Annotated in this window: 12 protein-coding genes; all 12 read left to right on the top strand. The window is 72.4% G+C overall.

Annotation, left to right across the window (positions count from 1 at the left end; translation table 11 throughout):
- The first annotated feature begins 5 nt into the window (after positions 1-5).
- The 12 genes from DCW30_RS25970 to DCW30_RS25915 are packed head-to-tail and all read left to right on the top strand — an operon-like array spanning position 6 to position 11,819.
- The gene (locus tag DCW30_RS25970) at positions 6-839 is read left to right on the top strand and encodes a class I SAM-dependent methyltransferase (RefSeq protein ID WP_076683900.1); all 834 of its coding nucleotides are present in this window, start codon (positions 6-8) and stop codon (positions 837-839) included.
- On the top strand, positions 836-1,369 hold the full coding sequence (locus DCW30_RS25965) for a DUF6624 domain-containing protein (RefSeq protein WP_062773521.1): 534 nt from the start codon (positions 836-838) through the stop codon (positions 1,367-1,369). Before DCW30_RS25970 ends, DCW30_RS25965 begins: the two co-directional genes overlap by 4 nt.
- Before the next feature lie 5 nt (positions 1,370-1,374).
- Positions 1,375-2,493, top strand: coding sequence for a glycosyltransferase (locus DCW30_RS25960; RefSeq protein ID WP_237283537.1), 1,119 nt, complete (start codon positions 1,375-1,377; stop codon positions 2,491-2,493).
- A 4-nt stretch (positions 2,494-2,497) separates the two neighbouring features.
- Positions 2,498-3,361: a phytanoyl-CoA dioxygenase family protein gene (locus tag DCW30_RS25955; protein WP_076683898.1), complete on the top strand. Its 864-nt coding sequence runs from the start codon at positions 2,498-2,500 to the stop codon at positions 3,359-3,361.
- Entirely contained in the window at positions 3,354-4,361 is a 1,008-nt protein-coding gene (locus tag DCW30_RS25950; RefSeq protein ID WP_079249945.1) for an LLM class flavin-dependent oxidoreductase, read from the top strand. The genes DCW30_RS25955 and DCW30_RS25950 overlap by 8 nt, the downstream gene beginning before the upstream one ends.
- A complete protein-coding gene (locus DCW30_RS25945) occupies positions 4,358-5,815 on the top strand; it encodes a hypothetical protein (protein ID WP_076683897.1) in 1,458 nt (485 codons plus the stop codon). The genes DCW30_RS25950 and DCW30_RS25945 overlap by 4 nt, the downstream gene beginning before the upstream one ends.
- Complete coding sequence (locus DCW30_RS25940; RefSeq protein WP_076683896.1) at positions 5,812-6,882, top strand: glucose-1-phosphate thymidylyltransferase; 1,071 nt, start codon at positions 5,812-5,814, stop codon at positions 6,880-6,882. The genes DCW30_RS25945 and DCW30_RS25940 overlap by 4 nt, the downstream gene beginning before the upstream one ends.
- Positions 6,879-7,856, top strand: coding sequence for a dTDP-glucose 4,6-dehydratase (gene rfbB / locus DCW30_RS25935; RefSeq protein ID WP_076683895.1), 978 nt, complete (start codon positions 6,879-6,881; stop codon positions 7,854-7,856). The genes DCW30_RS25940 and rfbB overlap by 4 nt, the downstream gene beginning before the upstream one ends.
- Complete coding sequence (gene rfbD / locus DCW30_RS25930; RefSeq protein ID WP_076683894.1) at positions 7,853-8,776, top strand: dTDP-4-dehydrorhamnose reductase; 924 nt, start codon at positions 7,853-7,855, stop codon at positions 8,774-8,776. The genes rfbB and rfbD overlap by 4 nt, the downstream gene beginning before the upstream one ends.
- Positions 8,757-9,347 carry a dTDP-4-dehydrorhamnose 3,5-epimerase family protein gene (locus DCW30_RS25925; protein ID WP_076683893.1) on the top strand — a complete coding sequence of 197 codons (591 nt, stop codon included), beginning with the start codon at positions 8,757-8,759 and terminating at the stop codon, positions 9,345-9,347. The genes rfbD and DCW30_RS25925 overlap by 20 nt, the downstream gene beginning before the upstream one ends.
- The gene (locus tag DCW30_RS25920; protein WP_123985583.1) at positions 9,344-10,537 is read left to right on the top strand and encodes a class I SAM-dependent methyltransferase; all 1,194 of its coding nucleotides are present in this window, start codon (positions 9,344-9,346) and stop codon (positions 10,535-10,537) included. The genes DCW30_RS25925 and DCW30_RS25920 overlap by 4 nt, the downstream gene beginning before the upstream one ends.
- A 55-nt stretch (positions 10,538-10,592) precedes the next feature.
- Positions 10,593-11,819 (top strand): cytochrome P450 family protein, encoded by a 1,227-nt coding sequence (locus DCW30_RS25915; RefSeq protein WP_079249944.1) that lies wholly within the window; start codon positions 10,593-10,595, stop codon positions 11,817-11,819.
- Positions 11,820-11,864: the final 45 nt, after the last annotated feature.

Below are 11,864 nucleotides of genomic sequence, written 5' to 3'. Positions count from 1 at the left end.
AAGACATGGCGGATATCGCCCAGCACCTCTTCGGTCCGTTCGCCGGGATCGGCGCGCTCGACCTGCCGAACACGGAACTCGTCGAGCCCTTCGACGGGCTTCTGGGGATGTTCTACACGAAGATCGTCAACCAGGCCGGACACGACAACGCGTGGTTCGCCGAGCAGGCGGCGCCCGCGGGCCCGGGCAGGGTGCTCGACCTCTGCTGCGGCGGCGGCCGGTCGGCGGTCGAACTCGCGCGGGCGGGCCACGAGGTCACCGCCGTCGACATCTCGCCCATACAGCTGGCGGCGGCCCAGAAGCGGGCCGCGGAGTTCGGTGTGACGGACCGGATGGCCTTCGTGCGCGCCGACGTCACCACCCTCGACCTCGGTCGGGCCTTCGACGCCGTGGTGATCGGCGGCCTGAGCGTGACGCTGTTCGACGGCGACGCGCGCACCGCCCTCCTGGACACGGTGACCCGGCATCTCGCGCCGGGCGGCCGGCTGCTGTTCGACCACGCACCGGCCCAGCCGGACGAGCAGGAGTCCGAGAAGGTGTTCACGGTGCCGATCCGGCTGCGCGAACGCACCGGCTTCGTGCTGGTCGGCACGCTGCGCAGGCCCGGCCTGCGCACCCAGTTCACCAACATGAGCGCCGAGTTGACGGACAAGGAGTGCCGCACCACGCGCCAGCTGACCGGATTCAGGTTCTGGATCGACAGCACCGAACGCGTCAAGGAGGAACTGGCCCGGCACGGCCTCTCCGTGGTCGCCGCGCACCGCGACCCGGAAGCCGGCGCGGAGGGCCAGTCACCCGCCACCATGCGGGAGTTCCTCGTCGCCGAACGAGTCACGTGACCACCGACCCCGTCCTCGCGGCCCGGCTGCGGCAGTGCGCCGTGCGCGACCAGGAGCTGGCCAAGGTGCCCGGCAAGACCGCCGAGGACGTCGACCGCTGGATGCGGGTCGCCGCCGAGAACGAGCGCTTCCTGTGGGACGTCCTGCACGACCGCGGCTGGCCGGGCCACACCCTCGTCGGTGAGCAGGGCTCCGCCGACGCCATGCTCGTCGTGCAGCACGCCTCGCAGGACCGGAAGCTCCAGCGCTTCGCGCTCGGCTGCCTCATCGAGGCCGTCGACGCCGGGGACGCGGACGCGGCGCACGTCGCGTACCTGACCGACCGCATCCATCTGCACGCCCGGGTCCCGCTGCGGTACGGGACCCAGTACGAGCGCAACGAGCACGGGCAGTACCGGCTGCTTCCGGTGGAGGACCCCGAGACGCTCGACGAACGCCGCGCGCGCATGGGGCTGGAGCCGCTGGACGTCTTCGAGCGACGGCTGCGCGAGGTCTCCGGCAGGGCCGACGTACTGGAGGAGCGCTCGTGAAGCCCATGCGGATCATGGCCACGCCCAGCCCGGCCATCGGCCACTTCTTCCCCCTGGTGCCGGTGCTGTGGGCCCTGCGGAGTGCCGGGCACGACGTACGCGTGGTGGTGCCGGCGTTCTTCGTGAGCACGGTCCTCCAGGCCGGGCTGCCCGCCGTCGCCACCGCTCCGGCGGCGGAGGAGCAGGCGCTCGACGCCCGTGACGACATCGACGACGACCACACCACCGGGACGTACCGGCGGCTCGCGCGCATCGCCGACGCCATGGCGGGCGATGTCGACAGGATCGTCGGCGGCTGGCGGCCGCACCTGGTGATCTCCGACCCGATGGACTTCGCCGGGCGCCGTGCCGCCGCCGACCACGGTCTGCCCCACGCGGAGCACTGGATCGGCGGGTTCCTGCCGACGCGGCCCCGGGCGAGCGCCGCGCAGCATGTCTTCGGCGCACGGCACACCCAGTGGCCGGGAATGGGACCGGTGGCGAGCACGGTGATCGACCCCTGCCCGCCCGGCTTCCAGGACCCGGCGGCGCCCTCGGGCATCCGCACCCGGTACGTCCCCTACAACGGCCCCTCGGCGGTGCCCGCCTGGCTCACGGACAGGGACCGGCCACGGCGGGTGCTGATCACGCTGGGCACGATCGTGTCGCAGGCCCCCGACGCGCACCGGCTGCTGGAGCAGACCCTCGACGCGACGGCGGGACCGGACGTGGAGGTCGTGGTCGCGGCCCGCCCGGGAACCGTGCCCGAGGACCTCGCGAAGCGGGCCAGAGCGGTGCGGTGGCTGCCCGTGGGGCTGGCCGCGCGGAGCTGCGACCTGATCGTCCACCACGGCGGATCGGGCACCATGATGGCCGCGCTCGCGAGCGGCGTGCCGCAGGTGGTCTGCCCCTCGGTGCTGGACCAGACGGACAACGCCCGGCGGCTCGAAGCGGTGGGGGCGGGACGGATGGTCCCCGTGCCGACGGCCCTCGCGGGCGGCGGAGAACTCGGCCGGGCCGTCGAGGAGGTCCTCGGCGACCCCGGCTACGCGAAGGCGGCGGCGGTCCTGCGGGACGAGAACGACGCGGCGCAGCCCCCCGACCGGGCCGCCGCGGAGCTGCTGCGCACGACCGGCGAGAGGTGAGGCAATGCCGAAGTTGACACAGTCCCAGGTGAAGGGGTTCGAGGAGGACGGGTTCGTCTTCCCCGTGGACGCGCTCACACAGGACCGCGCCGCGGAGCTGCGGGACACCGTGCTCACACACCTGGCCGACTGCCACCGGCAGGGCGGTGCGCGCGCCGCGCTCGCCTTCGGGCCCAAGGTGCACCTGATGGCGGAGTGGGCCCACCGCCTGGTGCGGCGGCCGGAGCTGCTGGAGATCGCCGAGAGCATGCTCGGCCCCGACATCCTGGTGTGGGGGACCCAGATCTTCGTCAAGGAGCCGGGCGGCAAGACCGACCTGGCCTGGCACCAGGACGCCCTCACCTACGACCTGGACTCCGAAGGCCGCCTGGCGGCGTTCCGGGTCTGGCTCGCCCTGACGCCCACGTCGGTGGAGAACGGCACGCTGCGCTTCGCCGCGGCGACACACCGGGACGGCATCCGCACCCACCGCAGGACGCCGGGCCTGCGAGGCATGATGCGCGGCGACGAAGCCGCCTTCGACGAGCACGACTTCGTCCGGCACGACGTGGTGCTGCGGCCGGGGCAGTGCTCGCTGCACAACATGCTCGTGGTGCACGGTTCGGGTCTGAACAGGACCAAGGACACCCGGGTGGCCTTCGCCATCGACTACCTGGCGCCTTCGGTGCGCCCCAGCGGCGGCGAGGACTCGGCGCTGCTGGTCCAAGGGCGGGACGCCTACGGGCACTTCGTCCTCGAACAGCCCCCGAGCGACGACCTGGGCGACGAGGCCATGGCCCGGTGCGGCGACGCCGTGGGGATGCGGATGGCCCGCCTTCAGGCGGCGGAGGCGGAGCGCAAGAAGTCGGGGGCCCTGGTCCATGGCTGATCCGGTCGGCGGGCCGCGCGAGAGCGGGCGGCGGGTGGGTGTCTACTACCCGCTCCAGCCCCGCGATCCGCGGCAGCTCGCGCCCTTCGCCAGACTCGCGGCCAAGAGCGCGGACCGGCTCTGGATGGGCCAGTCGCTCAACCTGGACACGCAGCAGACGCTCGCCTATCTGCTCGGGCAGGGCATCAGCCCGGCCCTGGGCGTGGGTGTCTCCCTCATGCCGCTGACCCACCCGTACCAGGCGGCGGTCGCGGCGCGGTCGCTGGCCGCGCTGTCCGGCAAACCGCTCACCGCCGTCTTCGGCGCCGGCAGCCCGGCGTTCCAGCGGGCGCTGAACGGCGCGCCCTACGACAGCCCGCTGGGGGTCTCGCGCGAGTACATCACCACGGTCTCCCGGCTGCTCAAGGGCGCGCGGGGTGAGGTGCGGGACGGGGACGCCACCGCCGGCGCCCGGCTCGACCCCACACTGCGTGACGCCCCCCCGGTGGAGACGGGCCTCGGGGTCCTGCGGGAGAGAATGGCCCGACTGGCGGCGGACCACGCGGACGTCGCGCTCACCTGGCTGGCCCCGCCCGCCTACCTCCGGGAGCGGCTCCTGCCGGTGCTCGGCGGCGGGGAGCGGCGGCCGCGCGTGGTCAGCGTCGTGCACGTCGTCGTGCGGCGGCCCGGCCGCGACGTCCTGGGCGCCGTACGGCTCGCCGTCGGGAACCATCTGAGCGGCCCGCACTACCGGCGGGCACTCACCGCGGCGGGGGTGTCACTGAGCGGAAGCGATCAGGACATCGCGCGGAATCTCGTTGATCACGGTGTGGTACTTGTGGGTACAGCTGACGAAATCGCTTCAAATGTCAGCAGGTACTGGGCCGTTGGCATCGACGAGGTCGTGCTCAACCCCGGTGTGCTCGTGGCGGAAGGCCCGGTGGAAGCCCTGCGGGACCTGCTGGAGGTCACCGCGGCGTGCCGGGCGGCGGCGGAGCCTCAGATGGAGGAAACACCATGAGCGACGCGAAGTTGATCACCGGAGGAGGGGCGAGCATCGGCGCCGCGGCGCGGGCGCCGCTGGCGGCTCTCGGCAAGCGTGGCGGTGGAACGACGATTCCCAGCCAAGATGGCAGCGCCGTCGGCGTGGGTGTGATCGTGTTCCTCTCCGTCGTGGAGATCGTCCTGGTCGATCTGATGCTGTCCTCCACGTGGGCCCGGCTGGTGGCCCTGGTCGCCGCGCTCATCGCGTCCTACCTGATGACGGGCTTCGCGGTGGCGCTGAGCGCCTACCCGCACCGGCTGGCCGGCGAGGCGCTCACGGTCTCCTACGGCGCCTCCTTCCACGCGCGCGTGCCGCTGGACCTGATCAGCGAGGTGTCGCAGCGACGGGTCTTCTCCGACCAGCAGCGGACGGCCGCGGTCAACGACGGCGTGTTGTCCGTCCCGGTCATGTCCACCACCAACCTGGTGCTGAAACTCCGTGAGGCCGCCCGGCTCGAAGCGGGCAAGACCGTCGGGGAGATCCGGGAGATCCGCATCCACGCGACGGACGCCCCCGCCGCGCTGACCTCCATCCGCCGGGCCATGGAGGGCACGCTGCCCGCCGCGGCGGAGCCGGCCGGGCCCCCGGCAGCCCCGAGGCCCGGCCAGGTGCCCACGTGGCTGCGCCGGCTGCGGTGGGCCGGGCTCCTCGTCCTGGTGATCGAGATCCTGCTGGTGACGACCGGGCTGCTGGACTGGCGCGTCGCCGCCGGAATCCTCGTCGTCACCGAAGGCACCCTGTCCGTTCTGGGACTGGTCTTCGGCGCCGCGTTCATCAGCCAGTACCGCAAGCTCCGCCGCACCGGCCAAGGCCGGCGGGAGGCCCTCGGCGAGGCGTTCTTCTCCCTGCTGCCGCCGCCGATCGCGGAAATGGTGCGCCACGAGATCTCCGTATGGGGAATCCTCGCCCGCGCCGTCACCTTCCGCACCCAGGCCCGGCCCGGTGACAGGCTGCTCGGCCGCGTCGGTTTCGCGTGGCGTCCGGGCGTGCTCGCGGCCCTGCTCGCCGCGGGCGGCGTCACGCTGATCACTCGGGCGGGCGTGAGCCCGCTGCCCATCGCGGGCACCGTCGTCCTGCTGTACGCGGCGGCGGCCGCCGCCGCCTTCGCCACGGCGGGCAGGGTCCGGCCGCACACCCTGGGCCGGGAGGACATCGTCCTGCGGTGGGGCCTGCACCACAGCGCGCGCGTTCCCCTCACGGCCATCGACCGGGTCCAGGATGCCGAACGGTCCGGCGACCGGCGGGCCGAGGACTTCTTCCGGGTGCCGGGCCGGGGGCCGGGCGCCCTCGCGTTCCACTTCCGGGAGCCCGTCGAGGTGCCTGCCCGCCTGGGCGCCATGCGCCCTGTCACCACTCTCGTCGTGCCCGTCGCGGACGCCACGGCCGCTCGCGCCCTCATCGACGACCATCAGGTTGAGGAGGCCCAATGAAGGCCCTTGTCCTCGCGGGCGGGTCAGGCACCCGCATGCGCCCGATCACCCACACGTCCGCCAAGCAACTGGTGCCCGTCGCGGGCAAGCCGGTGCTGTTCTACGGGCTGGAGGCGATCGCCGAGGCCGGGATCACCGACGTCGGCCTGATCGTCGGGGAGACGGCTGCCGAGATCGCCGAGGCCATCGGCGACGGCTCGCGGTTCGGCCTGCGCCTCACGTACATCCGCCAGGAACGTCCGCTCGGGCTTGCCCATGCCGTGGCCGTGGCCAGGGACTTCCTGGCCGACGAGGACTTCGTGATGTACCTGGGCGACAACTTCCTGCTCGGCGGCATCACCGAGGTCGTCGAGGACTTCCGCACGGGCGCGCGGCACGACGCCCGGATCCTGTTGAGCCGGTCCGCCGATCCGACCGCCTTCGGCGTGGCCGAACTGGACGGGGACGGCCGTGTCATCGGGCTGGAGGAGAAACCGCGGCACCCCAAGAGCGATCTCGTGCTGGCGGGGATCTACCTCTTCACCCCGGCCGTCCACGAGGCGGTGGCGTCGATCCGGCCCTCCGGTCGCGGGGAGCTGGAGATCACCGACGCCCTCCAGTGGCTCATCGACCACGGCCGGAGTGTCCACTCCTCCGTCATCTCCGGCTACTGGAAGGACACCGGGAACGTCCCCGACATGCTGGAGGCCAACCGTTCCGTCCTGGAGACCGTCGACGCCGTCCAGGAGGGATACGTCGACGGAGCCAGCACGGTCACCGGCCGCGTCCGGATCGGGGCCGGGGCCAAGATCGTCGCCAGCCACGTGGTCGGCCCCGCCGTCATCGGGCCCGGCACCGAGGTCATCGGCTCCTCCATCGGCCCGTACACCTCCGTCTCCGAGGACTGCCGCATCGAGGACAGCGAGATCAGCGGGTCCATCGTGCTGCGGGGCTGTGTGCTGACGGGAGTGGCGCGCATCGAGGAGTCGCTGATCGGCCGCGACGCGGAGGTGCGCAGGTCCCGGGGCGTGCCCACGGTGCACCGCCTCGTCCTCGGCGACAACAGCAGAGTGCAGATAGCGTCATGACGGCGCAGAGGATCCTGGTGACGGGCGGCGCCGGCTTCATCGGCTCCCACTACACGCGCACGCTGCTGCGGGACGCCTCCGCGCGCGTCACCGTGCTGGACGCCCTCACCTACGCCGGCAACCGCGACAACCTCCGTACGGTGAGCGGTCACCCGGGGCTGCGGTTCGTCCACGGGGACATACGCGACGCCGCCGTCGTGGACCGCCTGATGGCCGGGAGCGACCAGGTGGTCCACTTCGCGGCCGAGTCGCACGTGGACCGCTCGATCGCCGACGGCAGGGACTTCACCGAGACCAACGTCGTAGGCACCCAGACCCTGCTGGACGCGGCGCGGCGCCACGGCGTGCGCCGCTTCGTGCACGTCTCCACCGACGAGGTGTACGGCTCCCTGCCATCCGGCGCCGCGGCCGAGACAGCGCCGCTGCGGCCCTCGTCCCCGTACGCCGCGTCCAAGGCCGCCTCCGACCTGATGGCGCTCGCCTACCACCGGACCTACGGGCTGGACGTGCTCATCACCCGGTGCAGCAACAACTACGGCACGCACCAGCACCCCGAGAAGCTCATACCCCGCTTCGTCACCCGGCTGCTGAGCGGCCGCAGTGTGCCGTTGTTCGGGGACGGCGGCCACACACGGGACTGGCTGCACGTCGAGGACCACGTCCGCGGCATCGAACTGGTGCGGGCCCACGGCTCTCCCGGAGAGGTCTACAACATCGGCGGCGGGACGGCCCTGACCAACAAGGAGCTCACCGGACGGCTCCTGGAGTCCTGCGGGCGCGGCTGGGACATGGTCGACCACGTGCGGGACCGCGAGGGCCACGACCGGCGGTACGCCGTCGACGACAGCAAGATCCGCTCGCAGCTCGGCTACCGCACGGTCAGGGTGCTCGGCACCGCCCTGGAGGAGACCGTGCGCTGGTACCGCGACCACCCGCAGTGGTGGGCGCCGCACACGGAAGCCGTCGCCCGGTGAGCTGGCTGGTGACCGGGGCCGGCGGGCTGCTCGGCCGGCACCTCGTCCGCCGCCTCGGGGACGAGCGCGTGGTCGCACTCGACCGCCGGGAGCTGGACATCACGGACGCGGACGCGGTGGACGCGGCGCTCGCGCGCCACCGGCCCCGCGTCGTCGCCAACTGCGCGGCCTGGACCGCCACCGACGACGCCGAGAAGCACCCCCACGCGGCCTGGCGCGTCAACGTGACGGGGACGCGGAACCTCGCCCGTGCCTGCCGTCGGCACGGGGCGGTCCTGCTCCAGCTGTCCAGCGACTACGTCTTCTCCGGGCACGCCCGCACCCCCTACCGGGAGGACGCTCCGACCGGCCCGCTCAACGTGTACGGGCGCACCAAGGCCGCCGCCGAGAGCGCGGTCCTGGACGTGCTCCCCGACGCGGGGTACGTGGTGCGCGCGGCGTGGCTGTACGGCGTCGGCGGCCGCAACTTCGTCGACACGATGATCGGCCTGGAGCGTACGCACGCGAGCGTGCGCGTCGTCGACGACCAGACGGGCCAGCCCACCTGGGCCAAGGACCTGGCCGGGCTCCTCGCCCGCCTCGGCGCCGCCGCGCTGGCGGGCGCCGCCCCGCCCGGCGTCTACCACGGCACCAGCGGCGGGGCGGTCACCTGGCACGGCCTCGCCCAGGAGGTCTTCCGCCTCGTGGGCGCGGACCCCGCGCGGGTACTGCCGGTCACCAGCGGCGAGTTCGGGCTCGCGGCGGCTCGCCCCGGCTACAGCGCGCTGGGCCACGACGGCTGGACCCGGGCGGGGATCGCACCGCTGCGGCACTGGCGCGACGCCCTCCACGCCGCTTTCCCCCTCCTCCACCAGGCCCATGCGCAGAACCACCGGGCCCATGCACAGAAGGGAAGTCCGCGTGCGTCCGTCGGGAATTGAGGGCCTCTGGATCGAGAGGTCCTCCGTCCACCAGGATCACCGGGGCAGTCTCCACGAGTGGTTCCGCGCCTCGCGTTTCACGGAAGCGACGGGGCGGCCCCCCGCCATCGCCCAGGCGAACTGCACGGTCACCAGGCGCGGCAGCGTCCGCGGCATCCACTTCGCCAGCCCCGGGCAGGCCAAGAGCGTCGCCTGCGTGCGGGGGACGGTGCTCGACGTGGTGGTCGACATCCGCACCGGCTCTCCCACGTACGGGCGGTGGCACGCGGAGCGGCTGGACGGCGAGAGCCCCGCGACCGTCCATCTGTCCGAGGACCTCGGCCACGCGTTCATGGCCCTCAGCGAGAACGCCGTCGTCATCTACCTGTCTTCCACGGAGTACGCGCCGGGCCGCGCCCGCGCCGTCCATCCGCTCGATCCCGCGCTGGGCATCGACTGGCCCCTGACCCCCGTCCTGTCCGAGCAGGACAGTTCCGCCCCCACCCTCGCGGAGGCGCGGGCGGCGGGGCTGCTGCCCACCGGGACACCTCGTACGGGAACACCCGCGACCGGAACACGGAGTTCGGCATGACAGATGTGACGCACGCCCTCATCGCGGCGGCCGACCGCGGCCACGCCGACGTGGCGGCGACGGTGGAGAAGGCCGGGCTGCGCGGGGTCGCGGCGGTCCCTATCAACGAGATGCTCTTCCGCGCGCACCTGGACGAACTCGCCGCTCTCGACGACGCGGGCGAGGGCTCCCTCGTGATCACGCTGACGCACGGCGGCGAGGAGACGTCCGTCCTCGTCTCCGTGGGCCCCGGGGGCGTGGAGATCGGCAAGGCCGCCCGCCCGGCGGAGATCCCGCCGACGGTGATCGTCCAGGGCGTGTGCGAGGCGGCGCTCGCCCTGTACGGGCCGCCGGAGCGCGTCTCCTCGGCCGGCCCCGAGATCCGCTGGCCGAGCCCGCACACCATGGTCCCCCGACTGGTGCGGGGCCCGGCCGTCCCCCGTCTGTTCCACGCCGTGGTGCAGCGGGTCGTCCACGTCCTCGAACGGAGCCGGCCCGCGCACCTGACGGAACTCGCCGTCAGGCACGGCACGGACAAGTGGGGCTTCCTCCACCAGTACACGCAGCACTACGAGCGCCACTTCGGCCACCTCCGCGACCGGCCGGTGCGGATCTGCGAGATCGGTGTGGGCGGCTACGGCGACCCCCGGGCGGGCGGCGGCTCACTGAGCATGTGGAAGGAGTTCTTCCCGCGCGGACTCGTGTACGGCGTGGACATCGCCGACAAGCGGGCGCTCGACCGGCCCCGGATCACCACGGTCCGGGCGGACCAGTCGGACCCCGAGGCGCTGCGCTCGATGGCCGAGGAATTCGGCCCCTTCGACATCATCATCGACGACGGGAGTCATATGAGCCCGCACGTCATCACCTCGTTCAGGACGCTTTTCCCCTATCTCGTCGAGGACGGCGTCTACGCGGTCGAGGACCTGCACGGTTCGTACTGGCCGCAGCTCTTCGAGGGCTCGGAGGACGACCTGAACGACCCGGCGTACACCGTGGGATTCCTCAAGCAGATGGTGGACGGACTCAACCACGAGGAATTCCTGAAGAAGGAGACGCGGGTCGCGCGGCCGACCGACAGGACCATCAAGGGCATGCACTTCTACCACAACCTCGCCTTCATCGAGAAAGGCAGGAACGAGGAAGGCGGCCCGATCGCCTCCGTGTTGCGCGAGGCACCGGAAATCCTCGGGGTCGAAGGCCTCCAGTGAACCGCGGACCAGCCGGTCATTTCCTCGGCGGTGTCGTTACGGAAGGAAGACGCAAGTGACGGTCGAGCAGGTCGGCGCGCTGTTCTCCCGGGAGTGGGAGAGCGACCCGAGGCCCACCTACCAGCAGCTGCACGACACGGGCCCCGTCCACCGGGTCACGCTGCCGAGCGGATCGCGGGCATGGCTCGTGACGCGGCACGAGGACGCCTCGGCGGCACTGGCGAACCCTTCGCTGATCAAGGACCCGCTCCGGTTCGGCAAGCGCTCACGCGGCATCCTCTCCACACTGCCCGACCGGCTCCGCACCGTGCTGTTCCGCAACATCCTGGAGATGGACCCGCCCGAACACACCCGGGTGCGGAAGCTGGTGGCACGCCCCTTCAGCGCCGCCCGCATCAGCCGCAGGCTGGCGGACGTGGAGACACGGGCCGTCGCGATGGTGGACGCGCTGCCCGAGCGTGAACCCGTGGACATCGTGCGCGCCTTCTGCTCCCCGTACCCCTTGCGCATCGTCTGCGACCTGCTCGGCGTGCCGGACAGCGAGGAGAGCCGGCTGCGGGTGCAGCGCTGGGCCAGGGTGCTCAACGCGGGGCACGCCGCCGACGCCGGCGCGTACGTCGAGTGCGCGGGCGAGGCCATGGCCTACCTGGAGGAACTGGTCGCCCTCAAACGGCGCGAGCCCGGCGACGACCTGGCCAGCGCCATGGTGGCCTCCCAGGAGGAGGAGGACGGCCTGAGCCCGGAAGAGGTCATCGGGACGCTGTTCATGCTGATCCTCGCGGGCCACGAGTCGACCGCCCATCTGCTGAGCATGTCCCTGCTCGAACTGGCCAGGGACCCGGAACTGCGCCGGGACCTGGCCGAGCACCCCGAACTCCTCCCCAACGCGGCGGAGGAAATGCTCCGGTACACCTCCCCGGTGAAGCTGGCGCCCTGGCGTTACGCCGCCCACGACCTCGCACTCGCGGGCACGGACATCCGCGCGGGCGAGGGCGTCATGGTCGGCGTCGCGGCGGCGAACATGGACCCGGCAGTCTTCCCCGGCCCCGGGCGTCTCGACATCCGCAGGGCGGAAGCCGTCCGGCACCTCTCCTTCGGGCGCGGCATCCATTTCTGCCTGGGCGCGCAACTGGCGAAGATGGAAGCGGCGGCGGCGTTCCGCGCCGTACTGAACCGCTTCCCGGATTTCACCCTCGCCATAGCGGCGGATTCCATCGAATGGCAGCGCGGCGCCATGATCAGAGGGCCGCTCGCCCTTCCCCTCGTCTTCGGAAGCCGCTGAGGAGACCCGCAGACCGTGGCGGCACCGGCCCGCTTCGTCATGTCC

Origin of the sequence: Streptomyces alfalfae, assembly GCF_004127445.1 — a bacterium.
Lineage (GTDB): Bacteria > Actinomycetota > Actinomycetes > Streptomycetales > Streptomycetaceae > Streptomyces > Streptomyces alfalfae.
Note: the sequence above shows the minus strand (reverse complement) of the source record. Positions and strands in the feature narration are given on the sequence as shown.